This is a genomic window from Kordiimonas lipolytica (assembly GCF_042651265.1).
Lineage (GTDB): Bacteria > Pseudomonadota > Alphaproteobacteria > Sphingomonadales > Kordiimonadaceae > Kordiimonas > Kordiimonas lipolytica.
Window position 1 is genome coordinate 107,287 of the sequence record NZ_JBHSCR010000035.1, and the last position, 23,347, is coordinate 130,633.

The 23,347-nt window shown below is 55.1% G+C and carries 20 protein-coding genes and 1 pseudogene; 12 read left to right on the top strand and 9 right to left on the bottom strand.

Annotated features, from left to right (window positions below; all coding sequences use genetic code 11):
* The first annotated feature begins 4 nt into the window (after positions 1 to 4).
* From ACFO5Q_RS17820 to ACFO5Q_RS17830, 3 genes are read left to right on the top strand one after another with little or no spacing between them, the layout of a single operon-like run.
* Positions 5 to 1,222, top strand: coding sequence for a TIGR03087 family PEP-CTERM/XrtA system glycosyltransferase (locus ACFO5Q_RS17820; RefSeq protein ID WP_068145056.1), 1,218 nt, complete (start codon positions 5 to 7; stop codon positions 1,220 to 1,222).
* Positions 1,222 to 2,760 carry an exosortase A gene (gene xrtA / locus ACFO5Q_RS17825; protein WP_068145059.1) on the top strand — a complete coding sequence of 513 codons (1,539 nt, stop codon included), beginning with the start codon at positions 1,222 to 1,224 and terminating at the stop codon, positions 2,758 to 2,760. Before ACFO5Q_RS17820 ends, xrtA begins: the two co-directional genes overlap by 1 nt.
* Entirely contained in the window at positions 2,739 to 4,631 is a 1,893-nt protein-coding gene (locus ACFO5Q_RS17830; RefSeq protein ID WP_068145062.1) for an XrtA/PEP-CTERM system amidotransferase, read from the top strand. Before xrtA ends, ACFO5Q_RS17830 begins: the two co-directional genes overlap by 22 nt.
* Before the next feature lie 12 nt (positions 4,632 to 4,643).
* Here the strand turns inward: ACFO5Q_RS17830 and phoB are convergent, their stop codons facing one another.
* The 7 genes from phoB to ACFO5Q_RS17865 all read right to left on the bottom strand — a co-directional run bounded on the left by phoB (position 4,644) and on the right by ACFO5Q_RS17865 (position 12,163).
* On the bottom strand, positions 4,644 to 5,333 hold the full coding sequence (phoB, locus tag ACFO5Q_RS17835) for a phosphate regulon transcriptional regulator PhoB (protein WP_068145065.1): 690 nt from the start codon (positions 5,331 to 5,333) through the stop codon (positions 4,644 to 4,646).
* 28 nt (positions 5,334 to 5,361) lie between these two features.
* On the bottom strand, positions 5,362 to 6,072 hold the full coding sequence (gene phoU, locus ACFO5Q_RS17840; protein ID WP_068145068.1) for a phosphate signaling complex protein PhoU: 711 nt from the start codon (positions 6,070 to 6,072) through the stop codon (positions 5,362 to 5,364).
* An 11-nt stretch (positions 6,073 to 6,083) separates the two neighbouring features.
* A complete protein-coding gene (gene pstB, locus ACFO5Q_RS17845) occupies positions 6,084 to 6,854 on the bottom strand; it encodes a phosphate ABC transporter ATP-binding protein PstB (protein ID WP_068145174.1) in 771 nt (256 codons plus the stop codon).
* A 31-nt stretch (positions 6,855 to 6,885) separates the two neighbouring features.
* Positions 6,886 to 8,205 (bottom strand): phosphate ABC transporter permease PstA, encoded by a 1,320-nt coding sequence (pstA, locus tag ACFO5Q_RS17850; protein WP_068145072.1) that lies wholly within the window; start codon positions 8,203 to 8,205, stop codon positions 6,886 to 6,888.
* 9 nt (positions 8,206 to 8,214) lie between these two features.
* Entirely contained in the window at positions 8,215 to 9,594 is a 1,380-nt protein-coding gene (pstC, locus tag ACFO5Q_RS17855) for a phosphate ABC transporter permease subunit PstC (protein WP_068145074.1), read from the bottom strand.
* Positions 9,595 to 9,698: 104 nt separating this feature from the next.
* Positions 9,699 to 10,775, bottom strand: coding sequence for a substrate-binding domain-containing protein (locus ACFO5Q_RS17860; RefSeq protein ID WP_068145077.1), 1,077 nt, complete (start codon positions 10,773 to 10,775; stop codon positions 9,699 to 9,701).
* Between the two features lie 128 nt (positions 10,776 to 10,903).
* Entirely contained in the window at positions 10,904 to 12,163 is a 1,260-nt protein-coding gene (locus ACFO5Q_RS17865) for a sensor histidine kinase (RefSeq protein ID WP_197420960.1), read from the bottom strand.
* A 279-nt stretch (positions 12,164 to 12,442) separates the two neighbouring features.
* Between ACFO5Q_RS17865 and ACFO5Q_RS17870 the strand changes: the two genes are divergently transcribed.
* From ACFO5Q_RS17870 to ACFO5Q_RS17885, 4 genes are read left to right on the top strand one after another with little or no spacing between them, the layout of a single operon-like run.
* Positions 12,443 to 13,249 (top strand): hypothetical protein, encoded by an 807-nt coding sequence (locus tag ACFO5Q_RS17870; RefSeq protein ID WP_068145086.1) that lies wholly within the window; start codon positions 12,443 to 12,445, stop codon positions 13,247 to 13,249.
* 47 nt (positions 13,250 to 13,296) lie between these two features.
* Positions 13,297 to 13,560 carry an HPr-rel-A system PqqD family peptide chaperone gene (locus ACFO5Q_RS17875; RefSeq protein WP_156431892.1) on the top strand — a complete coding sequence of 88 codons (264 nt, stop codon included), beginning with the start codon at positions 13,297 to 13,299 and terminating at the stop codon, positions 13,558 to 13,560.
* The gene (locus ACFO5Q_RS17880; RefSeq protein ID WP_068145093.1) at positions 13,557 to 14,486 is read left to right on the top strand and encodes an HprK-related kinase A; all 930 of its coding nucleotides are present in this window, start codon (positions 13,557 to 13,559) and stop codon (positions 14,484 to 14,486) included. The genes ACFO5Q_RS17875 and ACFO5Q_RS17880 overlap by 4 nt, the downstream gene beginning before the upstream one ends.
* Positions 14,483 to 15,490: a nucleotidyltransferase family protein gene (locus ACFO5Q_RS17885; RefSeq protein WP_082719746.1), complete on the top strand. Its 1,008-nt coding sequence runs from the start codon at positions 14,483 to 14,485 to the stop codon at positions 15,488 to 15,490. The genes ACFO5Q_RS17880 and ACFO5Q_RS17885 overlap by 4 nt, the downstream gene beginning before the upstream one ends.
* Here the strand turns inward: ACFO5Q_RS17885 and gph are convergent.
* Positions 15,477 to 16,142, bottom strand: coding sequence for a phosphoglycolate phosphatase (gph, locus tag ACFO5Q_RS17890; protein WP_068145098.1), 666 nt, complete (start codon positions 16,140 to 16,142; stop codon positions 15,477 to 15,479). The genes ACFO5Q_RS17885 and gph overlap by 14 nt on opposite strands.
* Before the next feature lie 273 nt (positions 16,143 to 16,415).
* Between gph and ACFO5Q_RS17895 the strand changes: the two genes are divergently transcribed.
* Positions 16,416 to 17,789 (top strand): class II 3-deoxy-7-phosphoheptulonate synthase, encoded by a 1,374-nt coding sequence (locus ACFO5Q_RS17895; protein WP_068145103.1) that lies wholly within the window; start codon positions 16,416 to 16,418, stop codon positions 17,787 to 17,789.
* 140 nt (positions 17,790 to 17,929) lie between these two features.
* Here ACFO5Q_RS17895 and ACFO5Q_RS17900 read toward each other — a convergent pair.
* A pseudogene (locus ACFO5Q_RS17900) lies at positions 17,930 to 18,058 on the bottom strand (LysE family translocator); the annotation flags it as partial.
* A 129-nt stretch (positions 18,059 to 18,187) separates the two neighbouring features.
* On the opposite strand from ACFO5Q_RS17900, the gene ACFO5Q_RS17905 reads away from it, so the two are divergent.
* From ACFO5Q_RS17905 to ACFO5Q_RS17920, 4 genes are read left to right on the top strand one after another with little or no spacing between them, the layout of a single operon-like run.
* Positions 18,188 to 19,861, top strand: a complete 1,674-nt coding sequence (locus ACFO5Q_RS17905) for an NAD+ synthase (RefSeq protein ID WP_068145106.1) — start codon at positions 18,188 to 18,190, stop codon at positions 19,859 to 19,861.
* Positions 19,862 to 19,905: 44 nt separating this feature from the next.
* On the top strand, positions 19,906 to 21,237 hold the full coding sequence (gene gltX, locus ACFO5Q_RS17910) for a glutamate--tRNA ligase (protein WP_068145108.1): 1,332 nt from the start codon (positions 19,906 to 19,908) through the stop codon (positions 21,235 to 21,237).
* Between the two features lie 12 nt (positions 21,238 to 21,249).
* Positions 21,250 to 22,581, top strand: a complete 1,332-nt coding sequence (gene cysS / locus ACFO5Q_RS17915) for a cysteine--tRNA ligase (protein WP_068145111.1) — start codon at positions 21,250 to 21,252, stop codon at positions 22,579 to 22,581.
* Positions 22,581 to 23,324: an RNA methyltransferase gene (locus ACFO5Q_RS17920; RefSeq protein ID WP_068145115.1), complete on the top strand. Its 744-nt coding sequence runs from the start codon at positions 22,581 to 22,583 to the stop codon at positions 23,322 to 23,324. The genes cysS and ACFO5Q_RS17920 overlap by 1 nt, the downstream gene beginning before the upstream one ends.
* The last annotated feature ends 23 nt before the right edge of the window (positions 23,325 to 23,347 follow it).

The following is a 23,347-nucleotide window of genomic DNA, read 5'->3' on the forward strand; positions in this document are numbered from 1 at the left end:
GCATATGGCACGAATACTTTTCCTCGCGCACCGTATTCCTTATCCGCCTAATAAAGGCGACAAGATCAGGTCATGGCATTTTCTTGAGCATTTGCTTGAAAAGCATGAGGTGCATCTGGCCTTTTATGTGGATCAGCCCAGGGACCTGGTGCACATAGACTTTCTTCACACTAAGGTCAAAAGTCTTTGCTACCACTATGTCAGCCGATTATCGCAGTTTGCGGGCGCGGCCCTTGGGCTGTTAACCGCGCGGCCCATGACACTTGCGGCCTATCCGAAGCGTAAGTTGAAGGCCTATGTGGACGACCTGTTTGCCAGGGACGAGATCGACCTTGTTTTCCTGTTTTCAGGCGCGGTCGCACCGCTGATTGCCGATAAGCCAGAAAGGGTGCCGGTGATTGCCGACCTTGTGGACGTGGACAGTGACAAGTGGGCCGCTTATGCCGCGCAGCATAGCTTCCCAATGTCCTGGGTTTACGCCAGGGAAGCCCGCTTGTTGTTCCGCTTCGAAGCGTCAGTCGCGGAGGCTGCGTCAGCGACCACTTTTGTAAGTGAGGCCGAGGCCGCTTTGTTCCGCAGCAAACTTCCGACCACAAGCAGGGCGCGGGTCTGTCATATCAACAACGGGGTGGACCTGAAGGCTTTCGATCCAAAGCGCTTCCAGGATACTGCAGTGGCACCGCAAACTGTCATCTTCACAGGCGCGATGGACTATCAGCCCAATGTTGAAGCAGTGGAGTGGTTTGTCACCAATGTCTGGCCATCTGTGTGCAGGTCGGTGCCGGAGGCCCGGTTCCTGATTGCAGGCGCGCCGGTCCATCCAAGGGTTCAGGCTTTGGCCGAAAACTCGAACGTGTCGGTGCTTGGTTTTGTGGATGACATGGCCGAAACCATCGCCGGGACAGGCATTGTCGTCGCGCCGCTTCTGACTGCGCGCGGCGTGCAAAACAAGGTGCTGGAGGGCATGGCCATGGGGAAAGCCGTTGTAGCAACCCCTGCGGCCAAGGAAGGTATCGAAGCGGAAGAGGGCAAGCATCTGCTGGTGGCGGATGGAGCAGATGGGTTAGGCAGTGCAATCATCAGTCTTTTGTGCAATCCAGACGATGCAGCCAGACTTGGAGCTTTTGCCCGCGTCCATATGGAAACTCATTATGGCTGGTCCAGGACACTTGCCGAGCTCGACGTGCTTATTGCCGAGGTTTGCCAGAAGGACGTTGGCTGATGGCGGCAGAGGTACGCAAAAACCTTGCTGTTCTTGGGGCAGGACTGCTCCTTCTGGTTGTTGCCTGGTTTGACACCCTTCGCCATCTGGCTACATTGGTCTGGACGGTTGATATTTTCAGTCACGGCATCTGGGTGCCTCTTGTCAGTCTGTGGCTGATCTGGCGGGAACGAAGCAGACTGGACAAAGTGCCCGTAAGCTTCTGGTGGCCGGGTGCCGTAGGGCTGATGTTTGTTGCTAGCCTTTGGCTGCTGGGCGGAGCCGCGGAAGCAAAGATAGTGCAGCATTTAGCTTTCGTCGGAGCTATTCAGTTTCTTGTGCTTGCAACATTGGGGCCGCAACTCTACCGGGGCATCCTTTTCCCAATGCTGTTTTTGTTTGCCATAGTTCCATTTGGCAGTGCACTGGTGGCGCCGCTGCAGGTATTTACGGCAAAGATTGTTATCTGGGCCTTAAAGCTTACAGGGATAGGGCATCAGGCTGATGGCGTATTGATCCAGCTGTCGTCCGGTATCTTTGAGGTTGCAGCGGCCTGCGCAGGCGTGAAGTTTCTGTTTTCAAGCCTTATCACTGGCATTTTATTGTGTCGGTTGGCATTCAAAAGTTGGCGACGGCGTGTCCTGATGCTGGTGGCGTCCATTATCGTGCCCATTATTGCCAATGCTGTGAGGGTTTATGGCACCTTGCTGATCGCCGAGGCTACGGACAGTTCTTTTGCCAAGGATGTTGATCATATCGTCTATGGCTGGGGGTTCCTGAGCGCGGTACTGATTATTCTGATCGCGGCAGCTTACCGGTTTTCCGATTTGAATGATGAGATTGAAAGAGCGGACACGCGGATCGAGGCGCGGGGTGAGAGCGAACAGTCAGAACTGTTCGGGCTGATTGCCGTTGTACTGAGCCTGCTCGCAGTACTGTCGTCCGGACTTTGGCTGCCTGCCGGAGGACAGGCTAAACTTTCCTGCTTGCCGGATATGCAGGTTGTTAGCTGCGAAGACTGCGGCGTCCGACAATTGGCTGTGGGTCATCAGCCGAATTGGATTGACATACCGAAAGCTGATGTCTCATCGCCTTGGCTGTACCGGCTGGAGGCTGACACGGTATTTGGTGTCTCGGCGTTTTTTTTGCCTGACAGGGCTGGGCACCGGCTGGCATCGCCGGTGGCTGTAACCTTCGAAAAGGGCTGGAGCCTCTTTTACGGACAGGGCCTTAGCAGCCAGGCAATTGGTCGTGCTGTTTTTGAGGAAACGGCTCTGTATGGCGATGGTCGAAAACGTCTTGTCTGGCGCACTTATTATGTTGGTGGCCGTTTTTATGGCTCGGCCCTCAAGGCGAAATTAGCTCTTGCTTTACAGCGGTTGCAGGGGAGGCCTGTGATAGGGCAAATGCTTGTAGCCGCGACAGAATTCCCATCGACACCAGAGCATGCGAGGGCTATCCTATCCAAGTTTTTCAGCACTTTGACGCCCGAACGCTTCCTGTTCAGCGTTGATCCGACTGGTCGGGAAAAGACTTTATGTGTGGCATCACCGGAATAATCACGACGGCTCAGACCCGCATCGACCAGGCAGGGGTTCGCCGAATGACGGAGAGCATCCTTCACAGGGGCCCCGATGACAATGGCTATTTTTGGGGCAATCAGGTTGCTTTTGGCCATTGCAGGCTTTCGATCATCGATGCTGCGGGCGGCCGTCAGCCCATGCTCAGCGCAGATGAGGGCGTGGTCCTGACCTACAATGGTGAAATCTATAACTTCCAGTTCCTGCGAAGGGAACTGGAGGGCTTGGGCCACAGCTTTAAGACAGAATGCGATACGGAAGTCTTGTTGGTTGCCTATCTGGAGTGGGGCGCTGACTGTGTTCACCGGCTTCGAGGCATGTTTGCCTTCGCCATTTGGGACAACCGCAAGGGTGAACTGTTCCTGGCGCGCGACCGCCTTGGCATCAAGCCGCTTTATTACGCTAGCCTGCCAGATGGTACCTTCCTGTTTGCCTCTGAACTGAAGGCGTTGTTGCAGTATCCGGGGCTGAACCGCCGACTGCGTCTGGATGCCCTAGAGGATTATCTGGCGCTTGGCTATGTGCCGGACCCCAAATCGATTCTGGTTGGTGTGGAAAAGCTTCCTCCCGCGCACTGCCTGAGGCTGTCCAAAAATACTGGGAAGTTTGAGCTTTATCGCTACTGGCAGCTGGATATGGTTACCCCACCGGTCGTTCATGAAGAGTCCGAAGAGCTGCTGGAACGCCTGGAAGAGGCCGTGAAGCTGCGGATGATCGCAGATGTACCTTTGGGCGCTTTCCTGTCTGGCGGTATCGATTCAAGCGTCGTTGTTGGCCTGATGAGCCGGAATAATGACAAGCCGGTTGAGACTTGCTCAGTAGGGTCGGATGTCCCGGAATTCGACGAAAGCGGATATGCCCAGATGGTGGCGGACCATTTTGGCGCCCACCACCGTATGCGATTGATATCAGCCCATGACGCGAGCCTGATCGATGTCATGGCTGATGTTTATGATGAGCCGTTTGCCGATATGTCTGCCCTACCGACCTACCGGGTCTGCGCCCTGGCGCGGGAAACCGTGAAGGTGGCGCTATCAGGGGACGGCGGAGATGAGCTTTTTGGCGGTTACAGGCGGTACCGTTTCCACATGCTGGAGGAACAGTTTCGCAGCGCAATTCCTCAAATGATCAGAAGTGCCATATTTGGCCCTCTCTCCAGGGTTTACCCAAAGATGGACTGGGCACCGCAGTTTATGCGCGCCAAATCCACCTTGGAAGGACTGGCGCGTAATTCAGCACAGGCATACTTCCAGTCCGTTGCCAAAACACCGGACAGGGACCGGTCAAGGTTGCAGTCTGATCGGATGAAGAAGCAATTGAACGGGTATCATCCCCAGGAACGCTTTGAGGAACTGGCGGATCAGATCAAGGGCGCGCATCCGCTCTCGGTTGTGCAATATATCGATATCAACACCTATTTGCCGGGCGATATCCTGACCAAGGTAGACAGGGCAAGCATGGCGCATTCTCTTGAAGTGCGCGTGCCGCTTCTGGATCACAAGTTCTTTGAATGGGGCATGCGACTTGGGCCGGAAAGCAGGATTGTCGACGGTGAAGGAAAGGCGGCCTTCAAAAGGGCCGCCCGCGGCTTCATCCCGAACGAGATTATCGATCGCCCCAAAAAGGGGTTCAATATCCCAGCCGGTCAGTGGATGCGTGAAGAGCTGGCGCCAATGCTGGAGGGACTTTGTGAAAGCGAGGTGCTTCTGGATACCGGCCTGATATCGCGTTCCGGGCTCAGGGCAATGGTGGGTGAGCATCTGGCATCGAAGAGAGACCATCACGCTTCATTGTGGTGTATCCTGATGCTGGATCGCACTTTGGCCAAGCTGGATGCCAGCCCGGCCTGAAACTGAAGCGCGTCAGTTATAGTTGTCGAGGGAATATCCCGCTGAGCGGACAGTGCGGATATAATCCGGGGCATCGTCCACATTGATGGCCTTGCGCAGGCGGCGGATATGAACATCAACCGTGCGTGGCTCAACATACACATCATGACCCCAGACGCTATCGAGCAGCTGTTCGCGACTGAATACGCGGCGCGGATTTTCCATAAAGTGGCGCAATAGGCGATATTCGGTTGGGCCAAGCTGGATCGGCTTGCCGCCACGCGTTACGCGGTGAGACACGCTGTCGAGCTTGATATCCTCGAACGCCAACTCGTGGCCTGCCAGGGCAGGGCGAAGGCGTCGCAGCACAGCCTGGATACGGGCAATCAATTCCTTTGGCGAAAAAGGCTTGCAGATATAATCATCAGCGCCGGTCTCAAGACCACGGATACGGTCAGGTTCATCTGCCCGTGCCGTCAGCATGATAATTGGGATGTTCTGCGTTTCGGCATTACGGCGAAGCTGCCGGCAGATTTCCAGGCCGGAAAGGTTCGGCAGCATCCAGTCCAGTAGGATCAGGTCCGGTGCTTCTTCACTAGCGCGGTAAAGACCATCTTCACCATCAGCAACTGCATCAACTTTATAATCGGCGCGCTCGAGATTGTAGCGCACCAGTTCAGTGATGTTTTCGTCGTCTTCAATCAGTAGAATTCTTGTCTTCACAGGAGTGCCCTCCGGATTGTCCTGTTTACTATTCGTCTGTCACCAGCTCAGTGCTGGTCAGGTCATGCTTTGGGCGGCGCGCTTCTTCAAGCATGATGCCCTTGATGGTATAGAAAACCTGTTCTGCGACATTCGTTGCCTGATCACCGATCCTTTCAAGGTTTTTGGCGATCATCAGGAAATGGGTCAGCACCCCGACCTTCTCAGGCGTTTCCATCATACGAGCGAGAATATAGCGATAAGCGGAATTGTGCAGGTTATCGAGTGCCTCGTCCCGCTCCCATACTTCCATCGCCAGGTCGGGATCTCGGTGCACATAGGCATCCATAACATCCTGGATCATCTTACGGGCATCCCGAGCCATCTGGTCCAATACAGGCGGCAGGGCAACAGGGCCCATTTCGGAAATCGCAAGGGTCCGCTTGCTGATGTTTTTGGCATAGTCACCCATGCGCTCGATCAGACCAGTCATTTTCAGGCTGGATACCACTTCGCGGAGATCGTCAGCTACTGGTGCACGACGTGCGAAAACAACAATCGCGGCTTTTTCCGCTTCAATTTCCAAGCGGTCCAGCTGCTTGTCAGAATCGAGGATATGACGCGCTTTAGTAACATCGAACTCATTCAGACCTTCCATGGCGCCAACCAGTTGGTCTTCCGCCAACCCGCCCATGCGACTGACGATCGCACGCAGGTCTTTCAGTTCTTCGTCATAGGCTTTGACAGTATGTTCCGTCATCTCAATACTCCTTAGCCAAAGCGGCCAGTGATATAGTCGCGCGTCCGTTCTTGCTTCGGCGACGTAAAGATTTCTGTCGTGTCCCCGATTTCAACCAGGTCGCCCATATGAAAGAAGGCTGTCTTCTGGGAAACTCGGGCGGCTTGCTGCATGCTATGGGTTACGATTGCGATAGCATAACGGCCCTTAAGTTCATCGATTAGGGCTTCAACTTTGGCCGTGGCGATCGGGTCCAGTGCCGAACAAGGCTCATCCATCAGGATTACTTCAGGGTTTACTGCAATCGCACGGGCGATACATAAGCGCTGTTGCTGACCACCGGAAAGGGCCGTGCCTGGGCTTTCCAGCCTGTCTTTGACTTCGTTCCAAAGACCGGCTTTCTCAAGCGCTGTAGAAACGATCTCATCCAAGTCTGTGCGAGATTGTGCCAGACCATGAATACGCGGGCCGTAGGCTACGTTGTCATAGATAGACTTGGGGAACGGGTTCGGTTTCTGGAAAACCATACCCACCCGAGCGCGAAGCTGAACAACATCAATGCTGGGCGCGTATATGTTTTCACCGTCAAGCGTTATTTCACCCTCAACGCGGCAACTGGCGACCGTATCATTCATACGGTTCAGGCAGCGGAGGAAGGTGGACTTGCCGCAACCGGAAGGCCCGATCAGCGCTGTGACTTCATCCTGGTGGAGGTCCAGCGAAATTCCTTTGACAGCGTGGTTCGTGTCGTAAAATACGTGCACGTCTTTCGCCATCATTTTTGCTTTGCGTGTTTCAGTCATGGTTTCCAACTCTGAGGCCATTTTATACATCTTACCAGTGCCGCTCAAATTTCTGGCGCAGCCAGATGGCTAGGCCGTTCATTGCAATGAGGAATGTTAGCAGCACCAAGATGGCTGCGGAGGTTTTTTCGACGAAGGCGCGCTCGGGGCTGTCTGCCCAGAGGAAAATCTGTACAGGAAGCGCCGTGGCCGCGTCAGTCACGCTGCCAGGGATGTCAACGATAAAGGCGACCATCCCGATCATCAGCAGAGGTGCAGTTTCACCGAGTGCCTGAGCCATGCCAATAATGGTGCCAGTCAGGATACCTGGCATCGCCAGCGGCACCACATGGTGGAACACCACCTGCATCGGCGAAGCGCCAAGGCCGCGAGCGGCATCCCGGATCGACGGCGGCACAGCCTTGATCGACGCGCGCGATGCGATAATGATCGTTGGTAGTGTCATCAGGGCCAGCGTCAGGCCACCAACCAGAGGTGCAGACCGTGGCAGGTGCATAACACCCAGGAATACAGCAAGGCCCAAAAGACCGAACACGATGGACGGGACCGCAGCAAGGTTGTTGATGTTCACCTCGATCAGGTCTGTCAGGCGGTTCTTTGGCGCAAATTCCTCAAGATAAATGGCCGCCAGCACTCCGATCGGAAAGGCGATCAAAAGGGTAACAAGAAGGGTCAGGGCTGAGCCTACCGTGGCGCCCCAGATGCCGGCCAACTCCGGGTCACGGGAATCGCCGCTTGTGAGGAATACTGTATGGAAGTTCAGTGAAACACGACCTTCCTCTTCCAGCTTCTGGTACCAGGCCAGTTCTTTATCCTTCACCTTGCGATTGGCTTCGGGTTCAGACGCATCAATCCGTCCCTTGCGAAGCTGATCGATGTCGTCGGACGCCAGAAGGGAAACTCGCTGGGTGGTGCCTACAAGGCTTGGGTCAGCAAGAACCATGTCCCTGATCTGGCCACGTGCACCTGTGCTGACCATCCGCAGAAGATCGCGGCGGTCGCGGCGGCTTTTTACGTCGGGGAAGTGATCCCGCAGGGATGCATCGATGATGCGCAGCATATTCGCACGGCGGACATTCTCTTCAAATTCGGCTTTTGAAAGCTCGCGCGGGTTTCCAAGGACACTCTCTTCAAACGGGATGTCCAGGTCGATACTGGTTTGCACAAATCCATAGAGGCCATCGCCGGCAATCTTGCCGATCAGGGTCACCAGGAACATGGCGGCAAGGATCACGGCCGTGAAGCCGAGGCCGCGGAACCATTTTTCCTTGCGGTAGCGCCGCTTGATCCGGGCATTCATTTCTGGTGAATGCCAGTCGGTAGGTTTGATTTCTTTTGCGTTATCCGACATGTGACATCCTTAATCGTAAACTTCGCGATATTTTCTGACAATTTTCAGCGCGATGACGTTCAGAACCATGGTCGAAGCAAACAGGGCCAGGCCAAGAGCAAAGGCTGACAGGGTCTTGGCACTGTCAAATTCCTGGTCGCCTGTCAGGAGGGCCACGATCTGCACTGTTACCGTGGTTACCGCTTCGAACGGGTTGGCTGTCAGGTTCGGTTGCATACCGGCGGCCATAACCACAATCATGGTTTCACCAACCGCGCGGCTGACCGCAAGAAGGAAGGCGCCAACAATACCGGGCAGGGCTGCAGGCAACACCACCAGCTTGATGGTCTCAGATGGCGTCGCGCCAAGTGCCAAGGATCCGTCTTTTAGAGATTTGGGCACAGCTGTGATGGCGTCATCAGAAAGGGAGGAGACAAACGGAATGATCATGATACCCATGACAATACCGGCCGCCAGTGCGCTTTCGCTTGCAATGTCCAGCCCAAGCGTTATGCCGACATCTCGAAACAGTGGGGCAACTGTCAGGGCAGCGAAAAAGCCGTACACGACGGTGGGAACCCCTGCCAGGACTTCAAGCACGGGTTTGGCAACCTTGCGCATGCGCGTGCTGGCATATTGTGTCAGGTAAATGGCAGCCAGAAGGCCAATCGGCCCGGCAACCAGCATGGCAATAAAGCTGATCAGCATGGTGCCGGCAAAAAGCGGTACCGCTCCAAATGCTCCAGCGGATGCCACTTGGTCTGCCCGAAGCGCTGTCTGTGGGCTCCAGTGCAGGCCGAAGACAAACTCGGTGACCGGCACTTCCCGGAAGAAGCGCAGGCTTTCAAACAAAAGAGACGCGACAATGCCGAGCGTTGTGACAATGGCGATGACGGAACTCAGAGCCAGCGTAATCAACATGACACGTTCAAACTTGTTCCTGGCCCGGAAATCCGGTTGGGTCCGATTGCTTGCCATATACAAGCCCACAAGGCCCATTGCGATCGACAGGACGAAAGCTGCCCAAATGCCCTTGACATAGATGGCCTGGAATTTCGCGGCCGCTGCCAGAATATCAGGGTCTGTTTCCGGGGAATTTGGGTTTTCAACTGCCAACCGAATGCGGTTGAGCACCAGCGTTGCCTGATCGCCATTCTGTTCGAAGACGCGGTCAGGCAGACCAGAGAGAATCAGCCCCTCAATGATGCTGTTTCCGAAAACAACCCACATGCCAAAGGCAAAGAGGCCAGGCAGCAAAACACAGATTGCAGCGAAATAACCATAATGCCGTGGCAGGGAGTGAAGCTTGGCGGGGTCGCCGCCAGCGCCGGCAAGGGCCTTCTGGCGCACCATGGCAAATGAAACCAGGGCCAGCATAACCAGGAAAAGAAAGATTGCGGAGCTCGTCATTTTAGGGCGGCCTTACGCAGGTTTGTCGAACGTGTCGAGATTTAAAAAAAGGGGCAACAGCTAAGTGTCGCTTGTTGCCCCTTCTACACAGTATTTTGCACTAGTTAGTCAAGCACAAGATTGGTCAGGGCACTTGCGGCTTGTTCATATTTCGCGCGGTCTTCTTCAGGCAGTGGGATCAGTCCCCGATCTGCCAGATAGCCGAAGTCGCCTGCGGCTTTGTCACTGGTGAATTCCGCCAGATACTCACGGATGCCTGGAACAACGTCCACATGTGCTTTCTTAACATAGAAATAGAGCGAACGGGAGATCGGGTAAGCGCCATCTGCAATTGCCTCAAATGTTGGCTCCTGGTAAGGAGCGTCAGCTTTCGTGGCTACAGGGAAGGCCTGGATTACGTCGCCGTTCTGGTCAAGGAAGCTGAAGCCGAAGATACCAACAGCATCGTTGTTGGTTTGCAGTTTCTGAACGATCAGGTTGTCATTCTCGCCAGCTTCGATGTAAGCGCCGTCCTCACGAACACCACGGCAAAGCGCCTTATAGAGGTTCTTGTCCTCTTTTTTCAGGGCTTTCATGGCCGGGAAGGTCTTGCAACCACCCTCGATCGCCAGTTCGTTGAAGGCGTCGCGCGTACCAGAGGTTGGAGGAGGGCCCAGAACCACAATCGGTTTGTTCGGCAGGTCTGGGTTCACTTCGTGCCAATTCTTGTATGGGTTCGCAACCATGTTACCTGCGCCGCCTTCAGTGCCTTCTGCAGGGACTTGGGCTGCAAGAGCAAGATAAAGGTCGCGCAGGCTGAGTTCCATCGGAGCCGCCTCTTTGGAGGCAGCAAGCACGATGCCGTCAAAACCGATCTTAACTTCGACGATGTCGGTCACGCCGTTTTTTGCGCAAAGCTCAACTTCGCTTGCCTTGATCCGGCGCGATGCGTTGGTGATGTCAGGGTGGTTGGTACCAACACCAGAGCAGAACAGTTTAAGACCACCACCGGAACCGGTTGATTCGACGATTGGTGTCTTGAAGTTTGTGGAACGACCGAACTCTTCAGCGACAGCAGTCGCGAATGGGAAGACGGTCGAGGAACCGACAATCCGGATTTGATCCCGGGACTGTGCTTCCGCGCTTGTGGTGCTGAAAGTGGCAGCGGTAATCAAAGCGGCTGCAACAGCGAATTTTTTCATGGTAGCTCTCCATGCCACAAAAACAGGTGGCGAAATTTCTATCAAGCAAGGGATTATTGTTACTTTATATATGGTTTCCCCTGGCTCCGCGACAGTTACAGCCTAAATGTTACAATTGCGTGACGGTCCTACTCAGGCTGCTTTTGAGCAACCGGGAGCTTGAAGGAAAACTCAGTTCCCTTGCCAACTTCACTCTTGATGTCGAGGTTTGTATCATGCCGCAAGAGAATATGTTTTACAATTGCAAGCCCAAGGCCTGTGCCGCCCATTTTACGGGAGCGCGCGGTGTCAACGCGGTAAAATCGCTCGGTAAGCCTTGCTAGATGCTCCTGTGATATTCCAGGGCCTTCATCGCGAATCCTGATCTGAATGCGCTTATTGTCCAAAGTCGGCGTGGCGCTGATATGGACGGTGCTATCGGGATCGCAATATTTCGACGCGTTAGAAAGCAGGTTGATGAAAACCTGAGTGAGCTGATCTCCATCACCGCGAATCTGCGGCATGTTTTCAGAAATGTTACAGTCCATGGTGATGTTGCGGGCTGCAGCACCAGGCTGAATGGCGCCAACGGTATTCACGATCAGCTTCTTGATATCAACTTCCATCTCCGGCGCGACATAGCGCGTCATCTCGATTCGGGAAAGCGATAGAAGGTCATCGATCAATCGGACCATACGCTCCGCTTCCGTTTGCATGATGCCCAGGAAGCGACCATGGGCATCTTTATCATCCGCAGCGGGTCCAATCAGTGTCTCAATGAAACCGAGGATGGATGTCAGTGGCGTTCTCAGTTCATGGCTTGCGTTCGCGACGAAGTCGGCGCGCATCTGTTCCGCCCTGATCAGGCTTGTCACCTCATAGAAAAACAGCACGGCTTCGGGCTGCCGTTCTTCCTGTTTCTGGTGGGGGATGGAGGCGACCGTTACATCGAAAATCCGGTCCTTGCTGTTCGTATAGCGCACTACCTGAAAATCGTTGCCTGGGCTGGACAAAACCTTCTCAAGAGCGGTTATGAACTCCACCTGCCGCAGGTAAAATGTCGCGTCATTCCCAACAATATCTTCGCCCAGTAGCTCCTTTGAGGCGAGGTTGGCGACAAGGATGCGGTGATCGGCATCAATCAGCATGAAGGGGGAGGGGAGTTGGTCCAGAGCCTTAGCGCGAATGGAGACGGACGTTGGTCTTTTTGCCCGTTTCCGTTTTTGTATTGCTGCTCTCCTGGCTTCCAGTTCTTCAAACCTGCGTCGGACCGATAGCTGAACAAGACAGGCAGTCGTCACACCGGCGACGATAACCGCACCAAGGAATGACAATTGGCCGAATGACCACATCAGTGCCAGAGTAAATACAATAGCAACAATGATTGTGCGCTCGTTAAGCAGCGCCATATATGTTTTCGATTGAGGGGCCATTATGTCAGCGTCCTGGAATGTATCCGTGCGTCCCACCATCTGGTGCACAAACAGAAAAGTCAGCTTTCCCTTAATTTACATAGTTTGCACTTTTGTGAAGGTTTTGTTACTCGATTTATTTATTATCCAGAAATAGCGAATCTGTTGATATTCAGTATTTTTCGCCTAGACCGGCGTAAGAAAACGCTGTTAAACTCGAATTAATTAAATTTTTGCATAATTTTCCATGCCTGTAAGTTTGGAGAAGTAGTCAGAGTGTCAAATAATCAGAACAAGGACGGCGATTTCCTCGCGCGGCGCCGACAGTTGCTTAAGCTGGGCGCGGCTGGTGTACCCATGGTTTTGACGCTGAAAGCTTCCGCGACACAGCCGATCCATTCGGCGCTGGACTGCGCCTTCGTCATTCATGACACGGTTAAGATCCTTGTCGATGCTGACGGCAAGGCATGGATGGGTGACGGTAACATCCGGGAAAAGAACGGGAAATATAAGTCCCAGGACATTGAGCAGTTCAAAAACAACGCTGATTATGTTTTCCCCGAATATACGGTGCCGGAACGCTTTCGCCCGGATGAATGTGAAACAGGTGGTGGGGATGATGACGGCGGTCGTGGGAATGATTGCGGCTGGGGCAACGATATAGACGACCCAGTGGGCGACAATGACGACCAAGACAGTTGCAATGCTGATCCACCGCGCGAAACTCCTTGGTTTGAAGAAGAGGGCGAGGACGGCGAGCCCGGTAATCGACCGAATGGATACAGCGGTAATGGGAATGATTGGCGTCATGGCGGCGGCCATGGCGGTGGCAGCGGTGATGACGATGATGACGGCGGGGGCAATGGTGGCTGGACAGACTGTTACAAGGTCTATGAAATCGACCGAAATACAACGATTACGCCATCAGATTATCTGAACGGCAACGGTAACTGGAGTTTGAACGGACCTACCGGGCTTTATCTGTTGCTCGCCGGTAAATATCTGGACACTTACGGCAATGACGGTGGCTTCCCTGGCATTTCCTGTTTGTTATCCATCCTCAACTATCTGGAAATGCAGTAGACGGCACAGTGTCGGCGGGCCCCAACAGCGACGATTGGGTTTGGGTCGTGAACCCGGACCATTTCATTATTCACGAGATAGGCGATACGACTTTTGTTTTTAGTCGGCTGTCTGGCACGACGCATATGCTGAATCTTGTCTCTCGCGCGATGCTCGATTTTCTCACTGACAGGCCCAAACCGCTGGGCGAGGTCGTCGCGGGGTTTGCCGATTATCTTCAGGTGCCGAAAGAAGAATGCCCATCCGGCGTCGTGCGGCGATTGTTCGACGAACTGGACGATGTAGGTCTGGTCGAGCGGGTATCACCATGACAGCACGCCCTTTAGAAACATATGTGAAGGCCGATGCGATACGGGCACTGAAGTCAGGCGCGTTGGTGCTTGAATTGGGGCCTTTCTCCACACGTGTTAAACTTTCCGACCGCCGTTCTGTCGCCTTCTTTCTGGATATGTATGCGGATTGTCTGGTCACATTGGAAGACGGCGCTCTGAGTGATTTTTCACTGACAATTCGGCCACCCAACCAGTTCAGGAAGTATTTCCGGCGCCAGATTGTACCCGATCCCGGCTTCGGTTTCCCTGCGGCTCCCTTGCCTGTAAGCATGTCACCCCTGGCGCTTGAGATGGGACTGAACCTGAGCGTGGCTCTGCAATGCTTCCGGTATGCTATATTTCACGCGGGCGTTGTTGCAGACGGTGACCAGGCACTGATCATTGCCGCCAAATCAGGTGGCGGAAAAAGCACGCTAACCGCAGCCCTTATGGAAGAAGGGTGGCGTCTGCTTTCAGACGAGTTTGCGATTCTCGATCTGGAGGAAGCATCATTGCGAGGTTATCCAAGGCCTGTATCGCTCAAGAATGCCTCCATTGATGTGGTTCGCGGCTTTGCTGGTGAAAACCAGGTCAGCGATACACTGTATGGCACACCAAAGGGATCGATTGCCTATAGGCGTCCTCGCCGCGGCGATCTTGAGAGAATGGCCTTGCCCGCTCGACCAAGGGTGATTGTGTTTCCAGCCTTTACGGAAGGGGCGGCACCAAGGTGCCAGGAAATTGACCTGGCAGATACCGCTATGCAGTTGATCGCGAGCTCCCCGAACTATCAGGTGATTGGCGAGCGTGCATTCACCGGGCTCATGACCATGCTGGACGGCATGAAAGCCTATGAGATCGAGTATGGCTCAACGGAAGACAGCCTCGCACTGGTGAGTGACCTGTGGCGGAGGCATGTTTCATGACTAGGCGTCGTGGTGACATAAAATCCTTCTTCTGTATTGCTACCGGAAGGGCGGTGCTGCCCGACACGCCAAGCGATTTGGCCGGTTTTGTGGCTTGGGCTCAGGAAAGTCATATTCTGGGGCAGGTGGCCGCAGTAGTGACTGCGGAAGTGGGCTCAAAGCTGAATGACATACTGGAAAACGCGCGGTTGAGAAGCAGTTATGACAGGCGAATGCTAACCTTTGAAACCAATCGTGTCAGGCGTGCCCTGATGGGCGCGGACATACAGCCCATTCTTCTCAAGGGAAGCGCTTATGTTGCGGAACATTTGTTGGCCGGGATTGGGCGGCGGGTCAGCGATATTGATATCCTTGTGCCGGAAGAGCACCTTAAGGAGACGGAAAAGCTGCTGGGGCAGGCGGGCTGGCGCGCTGAGGAAAGCACCGCTGGGGCGTATGATCAGCAATATTATCGTCGCTGGATGCATGAACTGCCGCCGCTAAGGCACGAAACCAGGCGGACGCTGATCGATGTGCACCACAGGCTGTTGCCGCGGACATCCCGCATCCGTCCTGATCATCTCAAACTGATGGCGGATGCACGGTTGGTTGAAAGCAGCGATCTGATGGTCTTTTCGCCAACCGACCGCTTCATTCATTCCGCGATTCATATTTTTGGTGATGGTGCCTTCGAGACGCCTGCGCGAAGCTTTATCGAACTGTTTTATCTCTACAGCGATTTGACGGGCGCTGAGAAACGAAGCCTTATGCCGCGGGCAAAGGATGTCGGGGCCGAAACTCCTGTCCGGGAAGCCCTTTGGATGCTTGGCGAGTATTTTGACGTTCAGGCCGAAGGGGGAAAGGCACCCTGGCTACTGAAATGGTGCATTCGGACAGTTACAGATGGCCAAGGGGGCCTGGTTTATCTGGCGAACGCGCTGCTGTATGTGAGAAGCCACTATATGCGAATGCCGCTGCCGCTCCTTGCGGGACACTTGTGGAAAAAGGTTCTCAGGCGCGTTTGATGAGGCCTGGGAGCTCTGTCAGGCTGTCGATAATTCGGTCGGGCTGCAGGTCTTTCACCGGTGTTTGAGAATAACCGAAGCTGACGGCAATGGCAGGTACGCCAGCGGCTTTTGCGGCCTCGATATCCGGGCGGCTGTCACCGACCATTACTATCGGGCCTTCTCCAGGCATCTTGCTGGCCGTCTCCAATATATGCCGTGGGTCCGGCTTTTTGAAATCAAAGCTGTCGCCGCCGCTAACGGCGCCGAATAGGTCAATTATCCCAAGGTTTTCCAGAATTGGTTCGGTCAATAGTATCGGCTTGTTCGTGCATATGCCCAGGTCAATGCCGGTGTCGCGAAAATGCTGAAGCATGTCCAGCGCACCGTCAAAAAGGCGGGTATGGGCAGTGATGTTGTTGCTGTAATAGTCCAGGAAGACCGGCCGTAACTCTTCTGGGGTATATTCGTTGCCGTCGCCCGTGGCTTCAAGCCCCAGCTGAATCAGGCGAAGCGCTCCATAGCCTACCATGTGCCTGACCTGATCAAGCGTTACCGTGTCCCGCCCAATATGCCGCAGCGTATGGTTGGTGGCAGCGTGCAGGTCTGGGGCGCTATCAATCAGGGTACCGTCGAGGTCGAAAATAATCTTCCGGGCAGGAAACAGGGACATTGATCAGCTTTCTCAAAAGTTTCACGCACTGGTCTTGAAAGGCCGTTACAGTGTGTAAAGAAAGACAGCCTGTTGTGAAAGGCAAGAATTCGTCTGCAGTAAATATCCGCGAATACTGTTACATAAGAAACTGTGGAAATGGCTGAAAAAGGCCGTTAAGGCTTGCTTTCCAAGGATGAGCCCTATTATATGTGAGGCTTATGAAATTGCCGAAAACGGCATGATATTGAAATAATCCTGCACAAGTTTGTGCTGTGAAGTTGAGGTAAAGTGATGAGTGAGTGGCGTCCAGACAGCTGGAGAACCCGGCCGATTGTACAGGTCCCGGACTATCCTGACGGAGATGTGCTGAAAAAGGTTGAAGAGGAACTTTCCTCCTATCCACCGCTCGTCTTTGCAGGCGAGGCGCGCCATCTTAAGTCCCAGCTTGCCGATGTGGCTGAAGGCAAGGCCTTTTTGCTGCAGGGCGGTGACTGTGCGGAAAGCTTTGCTGAGTTTCACCCGAACAATATTCGCGATACCTTCCGTGTGCTGCTGCAAATGGCGGTGGTGTTGACCTTTGCGGCGAGCTGCCCGGTGGTCAAAGTGGGCCGCCTCGCGGGCCAGTTCGCCAAGCCTCGCTCCAGCAACATAGAAGCCAAGGATGGTGTTGAACTGCCAAGCTACCGCGGCGACATTATTAACGGCCCAGCGTTTGATGCGGAATCCCGCATTCCTGACCCGAACCGTATGCTGCGGGCTTACAGCCAATCTGCCGCCACGCTCAATCTGTTGCGCGCTTTTGCGCAGGGCGGCTATGCCAACCTGATGTCAGTACACCGCTGGAATTTGGATTTTGTGTCCCAATCTGCGGCGGGCGACAAATATAAGGAACTGGCAGACCGCATCGGCGAAGCGCTCAACTTTATGGAAGCGTGCGGCATCAACCCGAACGATGTGCGCCAGCTCCAGGGTACAGATTTTTACACCAGCCATGAAGCGCTCCTTTTGGGGTATGAGCAGGCCTTGACCCGCGTGGACAGCACGACAGGCGATTGGTACGATACGTCTGCCCATATGCTTTGGGTGGGGGACCGCACGCGCCAGCTTGACGGCGCGCATCTTGAGTTCTTAAGCGGCATCGGTAACCCGATCGCGGCCAAGGTTGGACCGACGACGGAAGTGGATGGCCTGCTGAAGCTTATTGATACTCTGAACCCGAAAAACGAAGCCGGTCGCCTGACGCTGATCACCCGTTTTGGCGCTGACAAGGTTGAGGAACACCTGCCGAAGTTACTGCGGGCCGTTCAGGCCGAAGGCAAGAAGGTTGTTTGGTCCTGTGATCCGATGCACGGCAATACGAAAACGTCCAATGGTGGTCTCAAGACACGCCCATTTGACCGCGTACTCAAGGAAGTCCGCCAGGTATTTGCCTGCCACCGCGCCGAAGGCACCTACGCGGGCGGTATTCACCTTGAGCTGACGGGCCAGAATGTGACGGAATGTATCGGTGGCGCCGTGGCGATCACGGAAGACAGCCTGTCTTCGCGCTATAACACGCACTGTGACCCGCGTCTGAACGCCAGCCAGTCGATTGAGATGGCCTTCCTTCTGGCCGAGGCCCTGAAGGAAGAGCGGGAAGCATTGGCCAAAACGGCGGCTGCGTAAAAAGGGCACACCGGTAGGGGCCGTATGGCACAAAAGGGCACACCCATAGGGCCCAAAATGTGAATTTTCCGGATGACGGCGTCGCAGGCTTGCGGCGCCGTCTTTGTTTGAGTTTCAGGTGCGGCTGGCAAAAGCCAGGCGGACAGCAAGCCTGCGGATTTGCCCTGGCTGACGCTTCGAGAGGCGATCAGCAGCATGTCTGGGCCAGGTGTTATGGTAAGCGCGAGGCTGGCGGCGGAAAACAGAAAAAGTGTGGAAAGGTCCGGCATAAATAATTCCTTTAATATCAAGCCGGATCCGCACCATGACAGATAATGAAAATGCGACAAGCTGGGCCTTAACCCACGCATGATTTTCTTTGTCTTGTCCCCACACGCCAAGAAGGGTAAAAGCGCGTCATGACTGATGCTTTATCCATATATCTGGTGCAGATGAACCCGACGGTGGGCGCGATTGCTGCCAACGTCGATCTGATTAGGGCTGCATACGAGCGCGCTCATAAGGCTGGCGCTGATCTGGTGCTGACGCCTGAGCTATCCGTTGTGGGCTATCCCCTTGAAGATCTGGTGCTGAAACCTTTCTTCGTGCGGTCATCCATGCGCGCGGTAGACGAACTGGCAGAGATGACAGCAGGAGACGGCAAGCCGGGGCTGATTATCGGCAGTCCCTGGTTTGACGGCGAAGTGCTCCATAACGCAGTCCTTTTGTTGGAAGGCGGCGAGATTTCGGCCATCCGCTACAAGCATGACCTGCCTAACTACGGTGTGTTTGACGAAAAGCGGGTGTTTAAGCCCGGCGCGCCAACGGTTCCCGTGGACTTTCGCGGCTTCCGCCTTGGCGTCATGATCTGCGAAGATATGTGGTTCCCGACCATTGCAAATAACCTGAAGGATCACGGCGCTGAAATCCTGTTGGTGCCGACGTGCAGCCCGTTTGAGCTGGACAAGCACCCCGAGCGGATTGTTCACGCCCGCAACCGGGTGGATGAAACCGGATTGCCGCTGGTGTTCTGCAATGAAATGTGCGGTCAGGACGAATTGGTGTTCGAAGGCGGCAGTTTCGTGATGAATGCTGACGGCAATGTCCCTGTGCAGATGGAATTCTGGGCGGAGGCTGAACTGCGGACCGAATGGACCCGTGCCGACAGCGGCCTGAAGTGCACAACAAAATATCAGGTTCCGATGCCGGATCATTACACCAGCATGTATCAGGCGATGGTGCTGGGTTTGAAGGACTATGTTCACAAGAACCGCTTCCCCGGCGTTATCTTGGGCCTGTCTGGCGGGATCGACAGTGCGCTGTCTGCGGCTGTGGCGGTGGACGCGCTGGGGGCGGACAAGGTTCACTGTGTGATGATGCCGTCAAAGTATACGTCCGGCGAAAGCCTGGGGGACGCGGAAGACTGCGCAAAGGCACTGGGTGTTCAGTACGATGTGATCGCGATCAAGCCGGGTGTGGAGGCGTTTGACGAGATGCTCTCTGATGTCTTTAAGGACACCCAGCCCGATACGACGGAAGAGAATATCCAGTCGCGCCTTCGCGGGCTTGTGTTGATGTCGCTGTCCAATAAGTTCGGCAAGATGGTGCTGACAACGGGCAACAAGAGTGAGATGAGCGTTGGATACGCCACACTTTACGGCGACATGTGCGGTGGCTACAGCGTTCTGAAGGATGTCTACAAGCTGGATGTGTTTGCTCTGTCGCGTTGGCGGAACGAGAATGTGCCTGTGGGGGCGCTTGGGCCATCGGGCGAAGTGATCCCGGAAAATATCATCACCAAGCCGCCAACCGCCGAGCTTCGGGAAGACCAGAAGGACGAAGACAGCCTGCCATCTTACGAGGCGCTTGATGACATGCTTCGCTGCCTGGTGGACGAGGAAATGTCGGTTGACGAGATTATTGAACGCGGCCACAGCGCATCAGAGGTTGCACGAATTGAGCACCTGCTGTACATCGCCGAATACAAAAGGCGTCAGTCGCCGCCGGGCGTGAAAATCACGCGTAAGAATTTTGGCCGGGATCGCCGCTACCCCATCACCAATGGGTTCAGAAGCGCCCGCAGAACTAAATAAGTTATACATATCGGCCATCAGGCCCAGACAATTGGATAAAGACAATGACTGTTAAGGTTCGTTTTGCCCCGTCACCCACGGGCAAGCTTCATGTGGGGAATATCCGTGCTGCACTCGTGAACTGGTTGTTCGCGCGCCAGCAGGGTGGCACCTTCGTGCTGCGCATCGACGATACGGACCGCGAGCGGTCAACAAAGGAAAACGAAGAAGCCATCAAGGCCGACCTGACGTGGTTGGGCCTGAAGTGGGATGAAACCTTCAAACAGAGCGACCGTTTCGACCGCTATAACGAAGTGGTTGAGAAGCTGAAAGCCGAAGGCCGTCTTTACCCATGCTACGAGACAGCCGAAGAGCTGGACATGAAGCGCAAAATCCAGATGGGGCGCGGCAAGCCACCGGTGTATGACCGGGCGGCGCTGAACCTGACGGATGAGGAACAAGCGAAGCTGGAAGCCGAAGGCCGCAAGCCACACTGGCGCTTCAAGCTGATCACGCCGGCACGCGTGGACTGGACGGACATGATCCGTGGTGATGTGTCGATTGACCTTGAAGCGCTTTCGGACCCAATCCTGATCCGCGAGGACGGCTCCTTCCTTTATACGCTGCCAAGCGTGGTGGATGATGTTGATTACGGCATCACGCACATTGTGCGCGGCGAAGACCACACCACCAACTCTGCCGTTCAGGTGCAGATTTTTGAAGCTGTAGGCGGCAAGGCGCCACAGATGGCGCACTTTGCATTGCTGACAGGCAAGGGCGGCGAAGGCCTTTCCAAGCGCCACGGTGCCATGTCGATTGAAGAATACCGCGATGAGGCAGGTATCGAGCCAATGGCGATCGTGAGCCTGCTGGCGCGTGTGGGTACATCTGAACCCATTGAACCATTCGTTGACCCACAGCCGCTGATCGAGGGTTTCGATTTTGGCAAGTTTGGCCGCGCGACCGCCAAGCTGGACCCCGCTGACCTGGATATCCTGAACGCGAAAATCCTGCATATGATGCCTTATACTGCGGTGGCTGACCGCCTTGACGGTGTATCGGAAGACATGTGGCTTGCGCTGCAGCCGAACATCAACAAGCTTGCGGACGTTGCCGAGCTGAAGAAGATCATTGATGGCCCGGTTGAACCAAAAATCGAAGACGCCGACCATATCGCCAAAACGCTGGAATTGCTGCCTGAGGGCGAGCTGACGGCAGATAGCTGGCAGGCCTGGACGGGTACGATCAAGGAAGCGACTGGCGTTAAAGGTCGTGGCCTATTCATGCCGCTTCGCCAGGCACTTACGGGCCAGGACCATGGCCCTGACATGGGAATGCTGCTGCCGCTGATCGGCCGCGACAAGGTTGTCGCGCGGCTTTCTGGCCAAACCGCATAAAAGGGGGCTGCTGTGACCGAGATACGGGTCTACAACACGCTGGCGCGCGAGAAACAGGTTTTTAGGCCCATTGATCCGCAAAACGTCCGCATGTATGTGTGTGGGCCCACGGTCTATGACTATGCCCACATCGGCAACGCCCGCCCTGTGGTGGTGTTCGACATGCTGTTCCGCCTGCTTCGGCACGTTTATGGCGATGACCATGTGACCTATGCCCGTAATATCACCGATATTGACGACAAGATCATGGAGCGGGCGGTCAAGGACGGTACGTCGATCAAGGCCGTGTCAGCCAAATACGCCAAAATATATCAGGAAGACATGCGCATGATGGGCGCGCTGGACCCTACGATCCAGCCAAAGGCGACCGAGCACCTTCCTGAAATGATCAAGATGATGCGTAAGCTGATCGAGGACGGTCACGCCTATGAGGCGGAAGGCCACGTGATGTTCAACGTGCCGTCCATGGAAAATTATGGCCGTCTTTCGCGCCATAGCCGGGACGAACTGGTGGCCGGCGCCCGTGTGGAAGTAGCGCCCTACAAGCGCGATCCAGCAGATTTCGTGATGTGGAAGCCGTCCTCGGAAGATCAACCCGGTTGGGGCAGCCCATGGGGGCGCGGTCGTCCGGGCTGGCACCTTGAGTGCTCCTGCATGATCGAAAAGCATCTGGGTGAAACGATAGATATCCATGGCGGCGGGCAGGACCTGATTTTCCCGCACCATGAAAATGAGATTGCGCAAAGCGAATGCTCGCACGGCAAACAGTTCGTGAACTATTGGATGCATAACGGCTACCTCACGGTGGACGGTGAGAAGATGTCCAAGTCTTTGGGTAACTTCCATACGGTGCATGACCTTGTGGCAGAGTTTCCGGGCGAGGCATTGCGCCTTAGCCTGTTGACGGCCCATTACCGCCAGCCGGTTGATTTCTCGCTCGATAGCACGCGCGAGCAAAAGCGCCGCCTGGACCGTTGGTACCGCCTGACAGACGGTGTTGAGGCTGCCTCTGATGTGCCTTCAAGCGTGATCGATGCGCTCGCGGATGATCTGAATACGCCGAAGGCGATCGCGGCCCTTGATGCACTTGCCGCACCTGAGACCGCAGCCGAGCTGAAGGCGGGCGCCCAGTTCATGGGCCTTCTGATGCAGGAGCCGAGCGACTGGTTCCAGAGCTTCTCTGATGAGCAAACTGCATGGATCGAGGCGAATACCGCCAAATATAACGAAGCCCGTGCAGCCAAGGATTTCGCGACTGCGGATGCCCTTCGTGATGAAGCCGCGGCCCTGGGCCTGGTGATCGAAGTGGGCCCGGACGGCGTGAAATGGCGCAAGGCTGACTGATGCCTGAGGTGACACAACAACCTGCCATCATTCTGGTACGGCCACAGCTTGGTGAGAATATCGGCAAGGCAGCGCGTGCGATGCTCAATTTCGGCCTGACGGAAATGCGCCTGGTGGCTCCGCGTGACGGGTGGCCCAACCCAGCTGCAGGCCCTGCCGCCGCCGGTGCGGATATCATTCTGGATCAGGCGAAGGTCTATGACACGGTCGAAGACGCTGTTTCTGACTGCAATCATGTGTATGCAGCAACAGTGCGTGACCGCGATATGCCGAAGCCGGTGGTTACTCCGCGTGAGATGGCGGCCCAGATGCACAGCCAGATCAAGGAAGGCGCCAAATCCGCAATTCTATTCGGGCCAGAGCGCTCAGGCCTCACCAATGATGACGTTGTGTTGGCAGATACGGTACTGACTGTGCCGGTCAACCCGGAATTCGGCAGTCTCAACCTGGCGCAGGCCGTGATACTGGCAGCCTATGAGTTCCATACATTTGCCGACCAAACCCCGGCTTATCAATCCGCCCATGAAGACCCGCTGGCCAACAAAGATGAACTGTTGGGCCTGATGGAGCACATGGAAAGAGAGCTTGAGAAAAAGGGTTATTTCCGGTCCGAAGGCCGCAGGAATCCCTTGCGTCGTACGCTTCGCAATCTGGTGCAGAATGCTGCGTTTTCGCGCCAGGAAGTCCATACCATGCGCGGCATCATCAAGTCGCTGTCACGACCAGTTCGGGACGACGATTAAGTCGTTCATCTGTCATACAGCGT